The 18,869-nt window shown below is 55.9% G+C and carries 18 protein-coding genes; 4 read left to right on the top strand and 14 right to left on the bottom strand.

The window, feature by feature from the left end:
- The 14 genes from VMJ32_01895 to VMJ32_01830 all read right to left on the bottom strand — a co-directional run.
- Positions 1-407 (bottom strand): lactate dehydrogenase (locus VMJ32_01895; protein HTQ37747.1); only part of this gene is annotated, 407 nt, incomplete at its 3' end.
- A 175-nt stretch (positions 408-582) separates the two neighbouring features.
- Positions 583-1,458, bottom strand: a complete 876-nt coding sequence (locus VMJ32_01890; GenBank protein HTQ37746.1) for a class II aldolase/adducin family protein — start codon at positions 1,456-1,458, stop codon at positions 583-585.
- Between the two features lie 137 nt (positions 1,459-1,595).
- Positions 1,596-1,886, bottom strand: coding sequence for a EutN/CcmL family microcompartment protein (locus VMJ32_01885; GenBank protein HTQ37745.1), 291 nt, complete (start codon positions 1,884-1,886; stop codon positions 1,596-1,598).
- Positions 1,887-1,905: 19 nt separating this feature from the next.
- Positions 1,906-2,586 carry an RpiB/LacA/LacB family sugar-phosphate isomerase gene (locus VMJ32_01880; protein HTQ37744.1) on the bottom strand — a complete coding sequence of 227 codons (681 nt, stop codon included), beginning with the start codon at positions 2,584-2,586 and terminating at the stop codon, positions 1,906-1,908.
- 69 nt (positions 2,587-2,655) lie between these two features.
- Positions 2,656-2,916 (bottom strand): EutN/CcmL family microcompartment protein, encoded by a 261-nt coding sequence (locus VMJ32_01875; protein HTQ37743.1) that lies wholly within the window; start codon positions 2,914-2,916, stop codon positions 2,656-2,658.
- A 63-nt stretch (positions 2,917-2,979) separates the two neighbouring features.
- A complete protein-coding gene (locus VMJ32_01870; GenBank protein HTQ37742.1) occupies positions 2,980-4,455 on the bottom strand; it encodes an aldehyde dehydrogenase family protein in 1,476 nt (491 codons plus the stop codon).
- Positions 4,456-4,542: 87 nt separating this feature from the next.
- Entirely contained in the window at positions 4,543-4,863 is a 321-nt protein-coding gene (locus tag VMJ32_01865) for a EutN/CcmL family microcompartment protein (GenBank protein ID HTQ37741.1), read from the bottom strand.
- Positions 4,864-4,924: 61 nt separating this feature from the next.
- Complete coding sequence (locus VMJ32_01860) at positions 4,925-6,115, bottom strand: acetate/propionate family kinase (GenBank protein ID HTQ37740.1); 1,191 nt, start codon at positions 6,113-6,115, stop codon at positions 4,925-4,927.
- Between the two features lie 117 nt (positions 6,116-6,232).
- Positions 6,233-6,502, bottom strand: a complete 270-nt coding sequence (locus tag VMJ32_01855; GenBank protein ID HTQ37739.1) for a BMC domain-containing protein — start codon at positions 6,500-6,502, stop codon at positions 6,233-6,235.
- Positions 6,503-6,566: 64 nt separating this feature from the next.
- Positions 6,567-6,872 (bottom strand): BMC domain-containing protein, encoded by a 306-nt coding sequence (locus VMJ32_01850; protein ID HTQ37738.1) that lies wholly within the window; start codon positions 6,870-6,872, stop codon positions 6,567-6,569.
- 34 nt (positions 6,873-6,906) lie between these two features.
- The gene (locus VMJ32_01845; protein HTQ37737.1) at positions 6,907-7,590 is read right to left on the bottom strand and encodes a phosphate propanoyltransferase; all 684 of its coding nucleotides are present in this window, start codon (positions 7,588-7,590) and stop codon (positions 6,907-6,909) included.
- Between the two features lie 6 nt (positions 7,591-7,596).
- Complete coding sequence (locus VMJ32_01840) at positions 7,597-8,391, bottom strand: DeoR/GlpR family DNA-binding transcription regulator (protein ID HTQ37736.1); 795 nt, start codon at positions 8,389-8,391, stop codon at positions 7,597-7,599.
- Positions 8,392-8,622: 231 nt separating this feature from the next.
- Positions 8,623-9,057: a hypothetical protein gene (locus VMJ32_01835; GenBank protein HTQ37735.1), complete on the bottom strand. Its 435-nt coding sequence runs from the start codon at positions 9,055-9,057 to the stop codon at positions 8,623-8,625.
- Positions 9,058-9,232: 175 nt separating this feature from the next.
- Positions 9,233-10,351, bottom strand: coding sequence for a C1 family peptidase (locus tag VMJ32_01830; GenBank protein ID HTQ37734.1), 1,119 nt, complete (start codon positions 10,349-10,351; stop codon positions 9,233-9,235).
- Between the two features lie 274 nt (positions 10,352-10,625).
- Between VMJ32_01830 and VMJ32_01825 the strand changes: the two genes are divergently transcribed.
- The 4 genes from VMJ32_01825 to VMJ32_01810 form a co-directional block, all read left to right on the top strand.
- Positions 10,626-12,896 (top strand): oligopeptide transporter, OPT family, encoded by a 2,271-nt coding sequence (locus tag VMJ32_01825; protein ID HTQ37733.1) that lies wholly within the window; start codon positions 10,626-10,628, stop codon positions 12,894-12,896.
- 89 nt (positions 12,897-12,985) lie between these two features.
- Entirely contained in the window at positions 12,986-15,034 is a 2,049-nt protein-coding gene (locus VMJ32_01820; protein HTQ37732.1) for a S46 family peptidase, read from the top strand.
- A gap of 464 nt (positions 15,035-15,498) precedes the next feature.
- Entirely contained in the window at positions 15,499-16,185 is a 687-nt protein-coding gene (locus tag VMJ32_01815; protein ID HTQ37731.1) for a transglutaminase-like domain-containing protein, read from the top strand.
- 93 nt (positions 16,186-16,278) lie between these two features.
- Positions 16,279-18,869, top strand: a 2,591-nt coding sequence (locus VMJ32_01810) for a hypothetical protein (GenBank protein ID HTQ37730.1), incomplete at its 3' end; no start/stop codon positions are given.

The following is an 18,869-nucleotide window of genomic DNA, read 5'->3' as shown; positions in this document are numbered from 1 at the left end:
GGCAAGTCGAGCCGTTTGATGGCCAAATACGTGAGCACGTCGACCGGGTTGGAAACGACGACGACGACGGCATCTTTTTTATAGCCGGCCTTGGAGACTTCGCTCAAAATGCTGAGAAACAAATCGACGTTGCGATTGATCAAATCGAGCCGGCTTTCATCCGGCTTGCGACGCAGCCCGGCGGTGATGCAAATGACATCACTCGTCGGTATGTGCTCGTAACCGCCGGAAGTAATGATTTGATCGGCGGTAAAGGCGGAGCCATGCAACAAGTCGAGCGCTTGTCCGCCGGCCAGTTCGGCATTGGCATCGATGAGGGTAATTTCCCGCACTACGCGCCCGGTTTGCAAAGCAAACGCCGTGCAAGAGCCGACCAATCCGCCGCCGCCGATAATGGAAACCTTCATGTGAGGTGCCTTTGTGTGTTTGTCCAACCGATTCGTTGGGTATGACAAATGCCTAATGACGAATGCCTATTAAATGACCAATGACCAAGCACGAATGACCAGTTAACGGACACATGTTGGTCAACTAAATTAGCTATTTGCGACTTATCATTGGTCATTGGGATTTGGTCATTGGTCATTTGCTTGCTAGCGCCGCCATGACACGGTCGGTAATCAATTTCACGAGCGCTTCTTGATCGATGTTGCCGGGGCCGGACGTGTGTGATCCCGCGGCGGTGAGGTTCGATTCAGGCTTCATTGCCGGGGGCGCTTCGAAAGCTCGGCGCTGCACGCCGGTGGCATTCCAACTTTCGCGGAACACATCATTGGCGCAAATATCGCAATTTTGCATTTCCGGATTCAGGCGGGCGTCTTTGAAGCCCCATTTCTGCTTCAAATTCAGCAGCTCCTGGGTTTCCTCCTTCGTGAAATAATTGATTTTGCCCAGGCCGCGGGCCATCATCAAAATGTTGCAGTAGGCGTCCAAAATTTCAGTCCACCAGTAAGCCCGTTCCACTGTTTCGCCGCAACTGACGGTGCCGTGATTGGCCAGAATCATCACATTGGCGTTTTTCACAAACGGCAGCACGGTGTCGGCGAATTCCTGGCTGCCCGGCGTTTTGTACTGCGTGATGGGGACGTCGCCCAGGAAGACTTCAATTTCCGGCAGCACGCACTGCGGTATGGGTTCGCGGGCCACGGCAAATGCGGTGGCGTGCGGCGGATGGCAGTGAACGACGCTTTTCATATCAGGCCGTTCGCGCAAAATGGTGAGGTGCAGCAGAATTTCGCTGCTGCGCTTTCGCTTGCCGGAAAGCTGCTTGCCGCTCATGTCGACAATGCACAAATCCTCCGGCTGCATGTTGCCTTTGGAAATGAGGGTGGGCGTGCAGAGGACTTCTTTTTCCGACAATCGGTAGCTGATATTTCCGTCGTTGCCGGCGGCAAAGCCCTTGTTGTAAATCCGCCGGCCGATGTCGCAAATTTCGAGCTTGAGTTGATGAATGTTCATGGGGTGGTGTTGGTTGTCTGAGGGTCTGGTTTCTATGTATTTGGTTGGGTTGATGATTGAGTTCGTTGTTGAATGCTGATTTGAATTTGGCCGTTTATGGCTGCTGCGCGACCACCGGTCGCGGCTTTATGAATTGCCTACTGCATCGTTTTAATTTCGATGTGATCTAAAATGGCTGCGTTGTAGGCGTCGATGGGTTTGGTTTCGGGATGAAACGGCTGTGCGGCTTCCGGCCCTTCGGTGATGGCGATGTGCATACCGTCGGCGGCGCCGAGTTCGTCGTACACGACCAGTTCTTCGGCCATGGTTTGCGAAGTGCAGAGCAAATTCGCCAGCAATTGCGGAACTGCCAAACGGTAAGATCCGCCTGCCAGCAGCGGATGACTGCGGACCAGTGTGACTCGGCCAATGGTTTTGCCAATTCGCATGGATTCAACCTTTCAATTTTCACTCAAGCCACGGTTTCCATTCGGCCGGGCAAGCTTGCGAGGGTGTTGCGGCGAAGGCTTCCACGATGCGTTGCACCTCCGGGCCACTGCGCCGCACGGAATCGACCACCAGCAAGTTTACGCCGAGGTTTTGCATCACGTCGTACACCTCGCCGCGATTGGCGGCTGTGGCTGCCCGCACGCCGCGACGGCGATTGGCTGCGCATAAAGCGGCGGCCACTTGATCGGTCAGCAAGACGCCTAATTTTTTGCCGCGACTGACGGCCTCGGCCAATTCGTGAGTGACTTTTCCGGCTTGGCCTGTTGGCAGTTGTTCCACTTCGACGCCGCGCTGTTGGAGTTGGCGAATTAAATCTGTGCAATCGTAATTCGTCCCTTTTTTTGCTTCGGTGTGGGCCAGCACCAACTGCACCGACGCCGCAGCTTTGGCTTGTAATGTTCGAACAAGAGTGACGTTTTTTTCTTTGAGGATATCGCGCGCCGCCGGCGTTACCACCGCGCGGGCGGTTACGACCACCCGTTGTATGCCGTCCAAGCGATTGGCTAAGGTCGCCGCGCTGACGACATTGTCGTTCAGCACGAGTTCGCCATGCGGGGTTGAAGCAGCCGAGGCAGCATTGCCCAGCCGCGCAAGCACGGCGTGCACAATTTGTTCGACTTGGTCTTCCGAGTGCGGCATGGTTGGCGTCGTTTATTCGGTTAGTAACTCAGTCCCCCGGTAAAACCGGGGGCTAAATTGTCAAATGTTTCAGTCGTCCACAATTCCCAATACGCTCCAGCGGACGGGGGCTGATTCGGCCTGCATCATTTCGCGGATGGCACGGCCTTCGCTGTTCATCAACACGCGCTGCCCGACGCCGGCGCCCAATTTGTCGACGGTCAATTGCGGGTCGCCATCGGGCTGCCGACCATCGGCCATAAGCGGCTGCACGATCAGCAGCTTCCAGCCCTGCAGCGTGGAATGCTTGACCGTGGCGGTGGCAGTGCCGACGACGAGGCCGAGTTGCATAAGTTTCTCAAAGTGCGTTTGGTTTTTAGGCGCGACCAACGGTCGCGGCTTCATGTGGTGTTGTTACGCTTTTCCGATAATTCGCAAGTCGTCGATCAATGAACAGCGCCGTTCCCGCGTGAACGTGAGGGGCGTGGTCACGCCTTCGCCGGTGGGCGTGGCAATGGAAAACGACAAATAACCTTCGCCGCCCAATCCCAACGCCGCCATGCAGGGGCCGTTTTTCACAAACAGCGTGGTGTCGAGTGCCCGACCCATGCGGGTCATGTTCCGCACGTTGTTGGAGTGAATAATGGCCGTGTGGCGGAAGCCGTGCTCATAGAATTTGGCTTTGTCGATCGCTTCGTCCACATTCCGGCAGCGGACGAAAGGCAAGAACGGCATCATTTGCTCGACGGGCACAAACGGATTGTGCTCGTCCGTTTCGCCGAATAGCAATTCCACTTGCGGTGAAACTTGCTTGCCAATGCCGCGAGCGAGAATGGCCGCGTCTTGCCCCAAAAACTCCTTGGCGGGCACATCGTGCTTGTGCTGGCCTTCGCCGGCGGCGGTGATGGCCACTTTCGTCAAGGCATCAACTTCTTTAGCGTTGAGCCGCACGGCGCCGGCGCGATCCATGGCGTTCAGCATTTCGTCGAACACCTCGTTGACAACGAACACTTCCTTCTCCGCAATGCACAGCAAATTGTTGTCGTATGCTGCGCCGCGGATGATGTGCTGTGCCGCGCGATCCAAATCGGCGGTTTCGTCGACTACGACCGGCGGATTGCCCGGCCCGGCGACAATCGCCCGTTTGGCGCTGCGCATGGCGGCGCGTGCCACGGCGGGGCCACCGGTGACGCAAATCAGCCTCACGCCGCGGTGTTGAAACAGCGCCTCGGCCGATTCCAGCGTGGGCTCGGCCACCACGCAAATTAAGTTGTCGATACCCAAATCTTTGTAAATTGCCTGATTGAACCGCCGCACGCCTTCGGCCGCCACTCGTTTGCCGCTGGGGTGCGGGTTCACGACCAGCGTGTTGCCGCCGGCAATCATGTTGACCGCGTTGCCGGTAATCGTCGGCAGTGAATGCGTAACCGGCGTGATGCAGCCGATGACGCCGAACGGAGCATGTTCAATGACGGCGAGCCCGTGATCGCCGCTGAACACTTGGCTTTGCAAAAACTCCACGCCGGGAGTGCGCTCGCCCAGGGTTTTGAGCTTTTCGATTTTGTGCGGCAGGCGGCCGACTTTGGTTTCTTCCATTTCCATGGTGCCCAATTCCACGCACTGGTCGATCGAAATGCGGCGGATGTGGTCGATGATGCGTTTACGGACTTCCAAGCCATGCTCGCTGAGTTGGTCGAATGCGGCATCGGCGGCCGCCACAGCTTCGTCGACACAAGTAAATACACCGTGCCGGCCGGCAAAACTGCGGCCGTTGCCCGTGGGAACACTGCCAGCGTGTATGTTGGCAACTTGCGCTGTTGCGGCCGGCGACTTGATTTCGGCCAGCACTTGTTTCACAACATTGCGAATAAGCTCTTCGGTGGCTTGCATAAGCATTGATCCGTTGTCGGTGGTCAGTTGTCAGTTGTCATTTTGAGGATCAGAATAATTATTCGGATTCCGGCTAATCGCTAATTGCTAACTGCTAACCGCTTCTCGACTGAATACGCGCGTTTGGCCGACATCGACGGTGTCGACGATACCGATGATGACTGCGTCGATGGGCAAGTTTTTCGTTTCGGGAGTCAGCCGGGCGCTGGAGCCCTGCGTGATGAGGACGAATTCTCCTTCGCCGGCGCCAACAGTGTCGACAGCTACAAACGTTCGACCGGTGGTGACTAACGACCGGCGTTTATCGCTTTCCAACCGATACGGCTCAACGACCAACAATTTGTGGCCGACCATTGCCTCAGTTTTTTGCGTGGCGACGACCGCTCCAGTGACTTTTGCGAGAAACATGGCAACCTGCTTTCGATTTTTGAGTGCTGTACTCGTGCGCTCCGCTGGGCAATCCCAGCGGCTAAGTTTTTCCTTCGAGCAATGCCTTTGCCTGCCGGGCGACAACAATTTCTTCATTCGTGGGCGCCACCCATAACTGGACGCGGCTCCGGTCGGCATGAATGGTGGCTTCGCCGCTGGCCACGGCATTGTGAGCCGGATCGAGCACGATGCCCAATTCTTCCAGGCCGGCGCACACGGCGGCGCGAACGCCGGCACTGTTCTCGCCAATGCCTCCGGTAAACACGATGACTTCGGCTCCGCCGAGTTCCACCAAATACGCTCCCAAATAATGCCGCACACTGCTAATGAACACATCGAGCGCCAATTTCGCACGCGCGTTGCCACGGGCGGCAGCTTCTTCCAAATCGCGCACGTCGCCGCTGGTTCCGCTCAGTCCCAACAGGCCGCCGTGCTCGGCCAAATCGTTCAACACTGCATCGAGCGATTTTCCGGTCGCTTGCATCACGACGGGCAGCGCGAACGGATCGAATTCACCCACGCGGTTGTTTTGCGGCAAGCCTGATTGGGGACTCATGCCCATGCTTACGGCCACGCTTTTGCCATCGCGAATAGCACACAGCGAACTCGACCCGCCCAAATGGCACGAGATAATTCGTAAATCGCTGCGACCGGTTAGCTCCCGCATCCGTTGCGAAATGTAGCGATGGCTTGCACCGTGAAATCCCCAACGGCAAATCTGATGCTTTTCGGCCCACTCGTAGGGAGCAGCATAAGCCCGGAGCCGAGGCGGAATAGTAGCGTGAAAGCCGGTTTCGAACGCGGCCACCAGGGGAATGCCAGGGAGTTTCTCGCTCATTTGCCGCATGGCCGCGATGTAAGGGGGATTGTGGGCCGGGGCCACGCTGTTCATGGTTTCCATGGCAGCCAGCACTTCGGCGGTCACGCGCTGCACGCCGCTGAACTTGCCTCCATGCACCGCTTTGAAACCGATGGCCGCCACCTCGCTGGCATCCTGCAAACATCCGCCGGCCGGATCGGACAATTGCTTCAGACACATTTGCACCGCGGCGACATGATCGGGGACTTGGGCCGTCAGTTCGCGCCGCTGGCTGCCGATTTGCACAAAGCATTTGCTCTCCGAAGAGCCAATTCGCTCCACGCCGCCGCGCGCAAGTTGCCGCTGATCGGCCATGTCGAACAGCCGATACTTAAAGCTGGTGGAACCCAAATTGGCAACGAGGATTTTCATGAACACAAGTCAAAAAGTCTAAAAGGTCGAATTGTCAAAGAGTCGATCTGCAAATCGATTGGGCGAAACTGTCTTTTCGACCTTTCGACTGTTCGACTCTTGGACCCTGGGCTTCGTTTACGACAAATAAGCCGCCGACAGTCCTTCGGCCGGGCGGGGGATGACGTGGCTGCTGACTAAATCGCCCACGTGCTGCGCCGCCGCCGCACCGGCTTCGACTGCTGCCCGCACGCTGCCGACATCGCCGGACACGACGGTGGTGACCAGGCCGCCGCCGATGGAAACTCGCTTCACGATTTGCACATTGGCCGCTTTGGCCATGGCATCGGTGGCTTCGACGAGCGCCACCAGCCCTTTGGTTTCGACTAACCCGATTGCACTTTGCATGATTTGATCCTTGGTAATTAAGTAGGATTTGATTCACTCTGGCTGATTCACAAAGCTACATCTCTCAGTCCGCACCACCCGCTGAACGTTTGCTGGCCGGCAGCACCACGCCGATATCGTCGTGCGGGCGGGGAATGACTTGCACGCTAACCACTTCGCCAATTCGTCCGGCGGCGGCGGCGCCGGCATCGGTGGCGGCTTTGACCGCAGCCACGTCGCCGGTGACAAAGGCCGTGACCAATCCGCTGCCAACTTTGTCCCAGCCGAGGAACTGCACGTTGGCGGCTTTCATCATTGCGTCGCTGGCTTCGATCAAGGCCACAAAGCCCTTGGTCTCGATCATGCCGAGCGCTTCCATCGTTTTTGCCATGTGATGTACTCCAGAAAAGAAGAAAACAGGAAACTTACTTCAATAGTTCAACTTTCGTAGCGTGATCTAAATCGGCGGCATTGCCTTCGTCGGTATCGATGTGCACTTCCAGCTTGCTGGTGTCGTCGGCGCGGACGAGCAAGTTTTCCAGCACCGTGGAGCAGGTCGATTCGATGCGGAGCTTCATGCGGTCGCCGTTTTTTACGCCGTAGTGGTTGGCGTGAGCGAAATTCATGTGGACGTGCCGTTCGGCACGGATGACGCCTTCTTTCAGCTCGACGACGCCTGCGGGCCCCACTAATACACAACCGGGCGTGCCGGATATTTTGCCGCTGGGGCGGACCGGCAGTTCGATGCCCAGCGAAATGCCGTCGGTAAACGCCAGCTCCACTTGCGAGTGTCCACGGCAGGGCCCCAGTACGCGCACAGACGGCAGCATCCGCCGCTTATTGGGGCCGACGACCATCACGGTTTCGGCGGCGGCATAAAAGCCATCCTGATATAGCGGCTTTTCCGGCGTCAATTTGCGTCCTTTTCCGAACAGCACTTCCACATGCTCGTCGGTCAAGTGGCAATGCCGGGCTGAAATACTGACAGCCAGTTTCGGCGAACCCTGCGGCGCATGCGCTAGCAACACTTCGCGCACAATCCGTTCGACAGAAGCGCGATCCGGTAAGGACCGATGAACCACTTCATGTTTTGCCAAAACTGTAGACATGATCAATCAACTCGCCGATTTGTGTTGTTCTGATTCAGCCGTAGAGGCCACGAGCACTTCGACGCCGGCGGCAGTCATTCGTTCGCGCCATTTGGGGGACAACCGCTGGTCGACAACCAAGGTTTGCACCGCATTCAACGGGCACAAATGGGCCAAGCTTTGCCGACCGAATTTGGTGCTGTCGGCGACGACAATGACTCGATCGGCAGCGTGCATCATGGCTCGTTCCGTTTCCACCAGCAGCAAATTGCTGTTGTAAAAACCACGTTCGTTTACGCCCGCCACGCTGAGCACGGTTTTTCGCACGTTGAGTTGCGCCAGTTGGTCGTTGGCGTAGGGGCCAAGCGTCACGCCGCTGCGCGGGTAAACGTATCCGCCGAGCAACACTAAATCGGTCGCCGAACTGGAAGCCAGCAAATTTGCGACGGGCAAAGAGTTGGTGACCACATGCAATGATTTGCCCACGAGCAGCCGGGCGACTTCGTAGGTGGTGGTGCCGCCATCTAAAAGGAGCGTGTCGTCGAGTTCGATTAAATCGGCGGCGCGGCGAGCAATGGCTTTTTTCAATTCCCATTGAGCAGGCTGTCGCTCTTCGAAGTGGGGCAATTGGGGCGAACTGCCCGTGTAAAACACGCCGCCGTGGGTGCGCTTGGCCGAGCCGCCTTCTTCGAGGAAGTCTAAATCGCGGCGGACGGTCGATTCGGAGACTTCGAGTGCCTCGACCAATTCCGAGAGCGAGGCAAAACCCCGTTGCCGAATCAGTTCCAACAAACGATTGCGTCGCTCATCGACAACCACCATGATCACAGTCCCCCGCGCTAGCAGCGGTCAATGATGCGATTATGGCAGAAAACATAGAAGATATCAATCATTTAATGGTGATGCGTGATTGATAGTTATCACAACCATTCGAAATCATTGCAAGACTCGTTGGCGGTTGAAAATCACAACTCATTTCAAGAAAAAGACTTAGGAGTTTGTGCAATGTCTAGAATGCCCCGCGAAACTCGGGCAGGTAGCTTCTCTATTTGGCTAGAATAAAATCCGTGGGGTAATTTCACTTGATCCGAACCAATTTGTGCGAACGAAGATTTGGGTGCTGCCGCTGTTGGAATGGTCGGTGTATGCCTCGGTCGTGATTTGGATCCTCTCGGCCGCGATTGAGTTAATGAGATAGTTCAAATGGCACTCGAACGAAATGAGTGCGTAGAAGATTGAGCAATCTGCGACCAAAGCGAATTCATCTTGGTCTCCGATCAATTTGACCGCCGGCGTGAACGATGAAATTAACGTCAGTGTTGCGGGCGTTACCGTGGGCTCCGGTTCAAGCGTGGGAGCGGGTGTCGGCGTATCGCTTGCCAACGGCGCGGCTAGCGTGGGTGCAAATGTTAATGCCAGCGCGGCGGCCAATATATCGCTGCCGAGCATTAATTCGCTTTTAGGCACGGCGACGGGATTGGTGGACACGGTACTGGCCGATGTAAATAGCCTGTTGCCGTCGGGCGTGAGTATTTGAAATAATCGTGATAGCCGAGAACCATTCGCAAACGCCGCCTGCTTGCCGGGGTGGCGTTTGCATTTTCCGGCTGCGAATCGTTAGCTCTTGCAGATTCTTTATGTCGGATCGGCCGGGTAATTGCCACTATTGTTTGGTGGAAGCAAGATCACCTGATTGAATTGGCGAAATAGAACGTTTGGATGCTTGAGCGGTAGCCACCGGACTCGCGGATTGTTCGGCAATGGCTGTAGAGGCGGCAACCTTTTCTGTCGAGGGCTTTTCAGCATTATCGGCTTTGGCGACTGCCGAGTAGTGAACTTCGGGCATTGGCTTCGCCTCTGGAACAAGCTGAGCAAATTGTTGTTGGGGCAAGGTGTAGAAGTTGCTCGCGGCCATGACCCATTCTGCATTGCGGGCAATGTCGTTGGAGCCGTAGGCGATCCACATGAAGCCCTGTTCACCCCAACTGGGCCCCCAGGTGTTTTTGATTTTCCAGGCGCCGCTGGCGCCGCGGGTATCGTCCCAGCCGACCAGTAAGACGGCGTGCTTACCTTTGATTTCGCTTTTTTCGATAGGAGCCGGTTCGTTGTACAAGCCGCCTTGATAAGCGTGGAACTTGACCGTGTCGATCAAGTCGACCACCAACGGGCCGTGCTGCAACAAAGCCTGCTTCAGTTGCTCAACCGTCGGGGCGTTGCCGTCCTGCGAGACATATCCCCAGGCCGCGGCCCGAAAGGGCAGATCCATGTCCTTGGGTTCAGCCGGCTTTCCCGTGTAAGGATAATCGGCGATGCGAGCGGTGCCAGTTTTCAGAAAGAAGTCGTCTGCCTTTCCTGGTTGGGAACCCATTTCTTGTTTTGTAACGGCTCCGAGCTTGAGATGGTCCAAAATCGGTTGCACCGAAAGTGTGACGCGGCGACCGTTGCGAATAATATTGCTGCATTCCAGCGCTTCCACCGCAGAGTTGGCCCAGCAATCTTCGTTGAGTTGCCGGTGCCAGTCCGAAACGCGGTTCAAATTGCACCAATCGAAGGCCACAATCGTGGGCTTGGGCAATTTCAAATGCGATTCCGGCAAAACACCGGGGTGTTCTTTCATGAAATCAGCCCGGGCAGCGTCGTCCAGCGCGGTTAGTTGCTGGGCCAGAGCATTGGATTCTTGAATTTCCTGCTTGGTGGGGGGCTTGGCATAAATCATGCTCGAATGAACTGCCAAAATGTTGGCCAGAACGATGGCGGACAGAATGTTGCGGGTAAGCGGCATGATTGGCTCCCTTCCTGCGTCGAATGTGTCCTGAATTAGCTGTTTTGCGTTTCCCTGCCCTTGTGAGCGGGATTTGGGAGCATTTGTTACAACGGTGCAGGAAAGGGGGCTTCGAAGGCCAGCAGATGGGGGCGAAACAGGGGGAAAAGGCCTTGCAAAACCAGGCAGGGGGCGTCAATTTAGCGGTTCGCAACAACGGCCGATGAACACGCCGGCCGGCCGATCAGCTTTCCCCCAATTTCCACGCCGAACCCTCAATTGCGGGCTTTCACGCATGGCAGCACCAGAACAGCCTCCCCTCCGACGCCGGCCAGACGAGCAGCGGCCGCAGCAAACGCGGAGTAATAGCGCTGCCGATTCCAACGGGGTAAAACCCTACGTTTCCGATGACGCCCGCCTGCCGGAGTTCACTTGGACGGCGGTGCTGCTGGGAGCGGTGCTGGGCATTATTTTCGGCGCCTCGTCGCTGTATTTGGTGCTGAAGGTGGGCATGACGGTATCGGCTTCCATCCCCGTGGCGGTGCTATCGATCACACTGTTTCGGGGTCTGGCCAAGGCATTTCGTTTGCGGCCGGCGACCATTTTGGAAAACAACATCGTTCAGACGACGGGGTCGGCGGGGGAATCGATCGCTTTTGGCGTCGGCGTGACGATGCCGGCGCTGATGCTGTTAGGCTTCGACATGAGCATCGGCCGGGTCATGGTTGTTTCGATTCTCGGCGGGCTGCTGGGCATCTTAATGATGATTCCGCTGCGGCGGGCCTTCATCGTGCGCATGCACAGGGAGCTGAAATATCCAGAAGGCACCGCATGTGCAGAAGTATTGATTTCGGGCGATCAAGGCGGGTCCAGCGGCCGGTTGGTGTTCGTGGGATTCTTTCTTGCGTTTGTGCAGAAGTTTTTGACCGAAGGAATGGGAGTGCTGCGAGAAACGGTCAGTGTGAGTTTGAAAGATCGCTTTAATCGAGTGGCCGCTCTGACCACTGATTTGGCTCCCGAGCTGCTAGGCGTGGGTTACATCATTGGGATGAAAACCGCCTCGGTGATGATGGCGGGCGCGGTGATTGGCAATTTGGTCATCGTGCCGGCGATCGCCATGTTCGGCGACGCGGTACCGGGTTTAATTTCTCCCGGGACGCAGCGGATTTCGCAGATGGATATTAGCGATATTCAAGTGAACTATTTGCGCTACATCGGCGCGGGCTGCGTGACGGCGGCGGGCATTATCAGCATGTTCCGCACCATGCCCATGATTGTGCGTTCCGCCATGGCGGGCATTCGCGGCCTGGGAGGCTCACAAAGCGGCGGGGGACGAAAGAAACGCACCGAGCGAGACATGTCGCTCATTACCGTGGTTGTGGGAAGCCTGGTGCTGTTGGTTGTGCTGGCTGGCATTCTGATGACTGAGGTGAAGCCGTGGACCGCAATTTTGGGAGCGGCATTAGTGCTGGCGTTTGGTTTTTTGTTTGTGACCGTATCGTCGCGGCTAACAGGCGAAATTGGCTCGTCATCGAATCCAATTTCGGGCATGACGGTGGCCACCTTGGCGCTAACGTGCTTGATTTTTGCCTCGTTGGGAATGCGCTCGCCCACGGAGGCCGTGCTGGCGCTTTCCATCGCCGCCGTCGTTTGTATCGCGGCCTCCAATGGCGGCACGACCTCACAAGATTTGAAAACCGGCTATCTGATCGGCGGCACTCCCTATTGGCAGCAATGGGCCATCGTAATTGGATCGTTAACGTCGGCCTTAGTAATTGGCGTCACGTTGCTGCTGTTGAACGAGCAGGGCACCGTATATAGCACCAGAAATTTGCCGCAGGTGGTGCTGTCGCAACAAACGTATGACGCGCTGACCACTCATGCCACGTTCGACAATAAAGACTACCGGGTGTGGTGGCCCAGGGCTGGTGAATATCCGAATGTTCTGCCCGGCAAATATTATGTGGACGAGTACCACCGTCCGGTGGTGTATGTCGATCCGGCAATTACAGGCCGGTTGACAAAGCGAGACAATGGCGAGGACGTGAAGTTCAAATTCCCCGCCCCCAAAACGCAAGTGATGGGCATTATTATCAACGGCGTGTTGGGCGGAACGCTGAATTGGGGCTTGGTGCTCATCGGCGTGATGTTGGCTGTGGGAATCGAATTGTGCGGCGAGTCATCGCTGGCATTTGCCGTGGGCGTGTACATTCCGATGCAATATACATCACCTATATTTATGGGGGGGATGCTGGCTTGGTTCACCGGAAGTTGGCGCAATCGGGGTAAAACCAAGGCTTCCACAGACGAAGCTATGGCGCTTGCGGAAGCCGAAACCGGGGCTGGAACATTGCTTTCCAGCGGTTATATCGCCGGAGGCACATTGGCCGGAGTAACGGCGGCATTCCTGGAGTTCTCCACATGGCTCAAGAACAAACTAGACTTTGAAAAGCCCCTGGCCGGAACTTTTGCAAATTCCAATTGGTTCCCTGTCACGATTTTTGGGGTATTGATTGTGATTTTGGCGATCGTCGGCATGCGGCGCGCAGACAACGGAAAGAACTAAAACTATCTCGCTCTCTGTTCATTTTCACGCACGGCACCATGAATTACTTAAAACCGATTAGATTTGTTGCATTCACGTTGGGATTTTTGATGTCGCTTCAATTATCAACACTGTACGGCGACGAGGGGATGTGGTTGTTCAGCAATCCGCCCAAAAAGCTGCTTAAGGAAAAGTACAACTTCGAGCCCAGCGAGGAATGGCTGAAAAACGTACAGCAGGCGGCGGTGCGGTTCAATAGCGGCGGCAGCGGAGCGTTTGTTTCGCCCGAAGGGTTGGTCATCACCAATCATCACGTCGGGGCGGATGCGTTGCAAAAGCTAAGCACTCCGGACCGGGATTTGGTAGCCAAAGGCTTTTACGCCAAAACCCGTGATGACGAAATCAAGTGCGTCGATTTGGAATTGAACGTGTTGGTCAGCACGGAAGATGTCACCAAGCGTGTGAATGCGGCCGTGAAGTCCGACATGAACGCCGCTGATGCCGAGAAAGCCCGGCGCGGTGCGATGAACACCATCGAAAAAGAATCGCTCGATGCCACGGGTTTACGCAGCGATGTCATTACGCTATACCACGGCGGTGAATATCACTTATATCGCTACAAAAAATATACCGACGTGCGGTTGGTGTTTGCGCCGGAGCAAGCCATCGCCTTTTTTGGCGGCGACCCAGATAACTTTGAGTATCCGCGCTATGACTTGGATATTTGCTTCTTCCACGTGTACGAAGACGGCAAGCCTGTCAAGGTGGAGCATTACTTGCCGTGGAGCAAATCGGGCGCAGGCGACGATGAGCTGGTGTTCGTTGCCGGTAATCCCGGACATACCGACCGGCTCGACACCGTGCGGCACTTGGAGTTTTTGCGCGACAGGAATTATCCTTCTTCGCTGCGCACGATTTTCCGCCGGGAAGTCATGCTTACGGCTTACAGCGAGCGGAGCCTGGAAAATGCCCGCCGGGCCAAGGACGAGTTATTCGATTATCAAAACACTCGCAAAGCGCGCATCGGCGGGCTGGCGGGGCTGCAAGACCCGGAAATCATGCAGCGTAAGGAAGAAGATGAAAAAGCCCTGCGCGCGGCCGTGTCGAAAGATCCAAATCTGAAAGACGACATCGGCGCCTGGGACGATGTTTCCAAAGCCATCGATCAGTGGGAAAAAATCTACGTCGATTGGGCGCTATTGGAAAACGGAAATGCATTCAATAGCGAACTGTTTGAAATCGCACGCACGCTGGTCCGCATGGCCGATGAAGACAAGAAAGACAATGCCGAGCGGTTACGCGAATATCGGCAATCGAACCGCGAATCTCTGGAACAGGAACTGTTTTCCGAAGCGCCCATTTACGACGATCTGGAAACCGTGAAGCTGGCCGATTCGCTCAGTATGTTCATGGAACAGGCCGGCGCGGAGAACGAATGGGTACGGAAAACGTTGCAAGGCAAATCGCCGCAAGCCCGGGCCGACGAACTGGTGCGCGGCACACGTTTGAAAGACGTGGCGTTTCGCAAGGAGTTGGCCGCCGGCGGTCGCACGGCCATCGACGGATCCAACGATCCAATGATTTTGTTAGCCCGGTTGGTTGACCCGCCTGCGCGCGACGTGCGGAAAACATACGAAGAAAAAGTCGACGAACCGATGAAGCAAGCTTACGCTAAAATCGCCAAAGCGACATTTGCCGTGAAGGGCACCGACTCGTATCCCGATGCCACGTTTACACTACGGTTAGCCTTCGGGCAAGTGAAAGGTTACAAGCAGGACGGCAAAGTAATTCCGCCGTGGACCACGATTGGCGGCGCGTTTCAACATGCCGACGAACACGGCTCGAAGCCGCCGTTTGAATTACCCTCGACATGGCTGCAACCGCCGCAGGCCCTGAACATGGACACGCCGTTCAACTTCGTCAGCACGGCTGACATTATTGGCGGCAATAGCGGCAGTCCGGTGATTAATCGAGCGGGCGAATACGTGGGAATTATCTTCGACGGCAACATTCAATCGCTGGTACTCGACTTCACTTATACCGATGTGCAGGCTCGAGCCGTGAGCGTTCATTCCAGTGCCATTTTGGAAGCGCTGCGGAAGGTGTACCAGGCGAATTCGCTGGCCGACGAAATCGAACGGGGCCGGCAATCCAAGTAAAATAAGTTAAGCGTTCGCCGCTTGAAATTCGGTTCTCTGCGGCAGCTGCGCCTCCAAATCGTATGCAGCAGAAGGTGGCGAGACCGTTTTCGCCAATACCGTGTTTTGATGGAAGTTCCTAGTTTTGCAGTAGTTTCAGGCATTTTTAGCCCACTACCTGTACTTACCGCCTCTGAATTGTTAGGAATATGTTAGTCACCATCTGGGTAGGATCTCTTTGGTCGAAATAAAAACATACGGATGCTCATGAGCGCCGTCGCAGCATAGCTGAATAACCTCATCTTTCGGTCCAATATATTAAAAAGGCATTCGAGACGGTAAAATGCTTGCCTTGATCGAACTCGGGAATGGATCGGAGAGGGATGGCCGGCTTTTCTGACGGCGTTGCGCCACGTCGCCGGGGGGGCGGCCAATGGTGGACTTCCGAATCATCCTTGCCATTTGCGCTCTTTTGACGGGTGGTCATGTTCCCGGCGCCGCGTTATTGTCGTCCCGAATCCTATGAGCAGTTTGCTCGGGAATTACCGACATTAGAGGAAACCGATTCTTTGGTGCGTGCGGCCATTGCCGTTTCAATGCACGACTTGGACGACGTCGATTCGGCGCAGGTTGAACAAACGCTGCGCGAAATCGCACAGGAAATCAGCCGCCGTGTTTCCTCGGGAAGCCAGCACGCTTTGGTGGCGCAACTCCACGAGGTGCTGTTTGAAGAAAGGGGCTTTACCGGAAACGCCGAGAATTATTACGCCCCGGAGAATAGCTATTTGCCGCGCGTCTTGGAAACGCGACGCGGCATTCCGGTAACGTTGTCGCTGATTTACAAATCCGTTGCTCAGCAGGTAGGACTGAAAGCGCGGGGCATCAACTCGCCGATCCATTTTTTGGCGGCGGTCGAAGTGGGCGATTCGTGGATGATTATCGACTCGTTCGACGGCGGCCGAGTACTCTCCTGCGAGGAAGTGTATCAGCAATTGGATCAATTGGCCGGCGCGCCGGTGGAACGGTCCGAGGAGTTGCTGGCCACGGCCACGCATCCGCAATGGTTAGCCCGCATTATCCGCAACTTGGAGCAGGTTTTCGTTCGCGACGGTCGCCAATCCGACGTGTTCGCCATGCAAGAGTTGCTCGCACTGATCAAGCACGCAGATTAAGTGCTCACAATATAACTGGGCGGATAGAGATCGGGATTCGAATTTCTGATTGCCCGCTTTGTTTTCGTTCCGCGGCATGGCAAAATCAAGCATATGGGAGAAAGACGCCGGACTTTAGTTCCGCAATTTACCCTCCGCTGGATTCTGACGCTGACCGCCGCCATGGCGGTCGTGTCGTTGGTGTTAGCGCGCGCCTTGCAGGCGGAAGCTTGGGCTGGAGGAGTCATCATCGGCTTGGTCGCGCTGGCGGTGATGTTTGTAGTGTATGCCGCAATGTTCTGGGGCGTGTGGCTGTTTGGCCACTTGATTACGGCGCTGCAATCGCGCCGCAAATCTCGGCTGAAACAGCGAGAGGATGACATTGCTGCCTCGACCAGCCCAACGGGTGACCAGCCGCATCCTACAAAAACCGTCGCTCATACAATCAAGACGGTATTGTGGTTCGTTGCGCTAACACTTTCGGTGCTGGCTACAAGAACGGCGTGGCCAGCGTCGGGAACTTCGATTCAGACACCACAGCTGCAGCCGGGCGAAGTGAATAAAACCGGCTTGACGCTAACGCTGGACATAGCGTGGGTCGATGCCAGCGGTTATCGCCCTGTTCGCGTTTCCGTGAAATCGATTGCCAGGCCGGTCATTGCGGATCGCGTGCTCTCGGTCACCTTTCGACCCAAACAAGGCTACAGCCTCAATGAAAGCATGGCCGTGACACAAACGGTGGAAATTCCAGCAGGGCATTCGTCGGCCGATATCACCTTGGCTGTTCCGGAATTGTGCGGCTGGGGGATGTTCGCTCTAGATGTGTACGAAGATGGGGAATACGTGAAACAATTGTCGATTCCTGATAACTCTGCGACGACGAGTTGGGGCGGAACCACGAAAGGGGACGGAGCTTCGCCAGTGGTGTTGGTTTTGAGCGGCTTGGACAAAATCTCCGGCAGTTTTTTGGTGAACCCAGCAATGGAATTGATGGGTGTCGCTCCGGATAATCCGGCGGCGGTCATCGATTCGCAAATTGCCAACGCCACATTTTTTGGCACACCGCTGCCGGGCGGAAATCCGACCACTCCTGCGACGGCAAGCTCAGCGATTTCCTCGCTGGCCGATTTGCCGACACGTTGGATCGATTATAGCTGCTTTGACGTAATGCTGATTTCGCTGGATAAGTTGACGGCCTTTGATGCACAGAAACCCGCTCCGTCGCAATGGGGGGCGATTCGTGATTGGCTGCACAACGGCGGCACGCTCATTGTGTATGATGCCGGGCGGCGGTGGCAAAATATCGGGCAGTTGGAGGAACTAACGTGGATGAGCGATGCGTCGCATTTGCCGGCCGCCGATGAAGATGACCCGACAAAAAGCGGCTGGAAATTACCTCTGAAATCTTTGCGCGATCAGCCGCTGTTGACCGACATTGGGCCGGTGAATGCGGCAAATTCAAATGCACAGGCGGGAAATCATAGCGATCAAGATTCGTCAGCACAAACCCCACTCGACGCGGCTCCCTTTATTACCCGGCCGTGCGGGTTGGGTTTGGTGGTGGCCATTCCGACTGACGAATCAATCGGTAAAAGCAGCTTTCCCTGGACTTGGCTGTTCAACACCGTGGGTCCGCAGCGGTGGCAATGGTCGCAGCGTTGGGGAGTATCGCTGTACCAGAACAACAACGAGTTCTGGAATTTTTTGATTCCGGGCGTGGGGTTGGTGCCGGTGCTGCAATTTCAAGTGCTGATCACTTTATTCGTCGTGTTGTTAGGTCCGGTGAACTACTATCTGCTCAGGCGATGGGGAAAGTTGAACTTGACGGTGCTGACGGTTCCGGCCGGAGCGTTTTTGATCACCGCGGCGCTGTTGTTGTATGCCCTGGTAGAAGACGGATTAAGCGTCCGCGCACGGGCCCGGAGTTTTACGCACATCGACCAGCGCAGCGGCGAAGCCACTTGCTGGACACGGCTTTCGTATTACGCCGGCTTGGCTCCCTCTGGAGGTTTGAAGTTTGCGGAAGATACTGCCGTCATTCCGTTTGCATTACAAGCACTTGCCAATGAAGAACAGCCCAGCCGCACGTTGGATTGGGAACACGCGGATCGAACCGATTCGGTCTCGCCGCTGGAGCAGCATTTCACCAACGGCTGGCTTTATTCGCGCACGCCCACGCAATTCATTACGGCGCGTATTCGCAAATGTGCCGCTCGTTTAGAAATTCACGCCAGCGCGGGCTCCCAACCGCCGAAAGTCGTCAACCGTTTGAACACGCCGATCAAGCGCTTGCTGCTCGTGGACGAAAACGGGGCATGCAGTACGGCTGCGGATGTGGCCGCAGATGCCACCGCGGCGCTGCAGGCGGCGGAATCGCAATCTAAGGCGTACTTACAACAATTGCAGCCGCTATGGGACGCAAATCAGAACGAAGTTTCGCTCGTTGTTCCCAGCGGAGGCGCCGATTTGTTCGGCTTTGGGCGCGGGCAAAACAATCAAAACCGATATGCCCTGGCTGTTCCCGCAACTATCGCGAACAACACGAGCCCAATCAGCGAAGGGACGGGGATGTTGGAGCAATCGCTGACTGAATTACGGGCACAATTACTGATCGATTCACTGCCTGCGCGAACGTATGTGGCAATTGTCGAATCGTCACCGGAAGTTCAATGGGGCACTCCGACAGTGCGGCCCGAGGAAAGTTT

This window comes from Pirellulales bacterium (assembly GCA_035499655.1).
GTDB lineage: Bacteria > Planctomycetota > Planctomycetia > Pirellulales > JADZDJ01 > DATJYL01.
The sequence above is the reverse complement of the archived record's forward strand: the minus strand, read 5'-3'. Positions and strand labels throughout refer to the sequence as shown.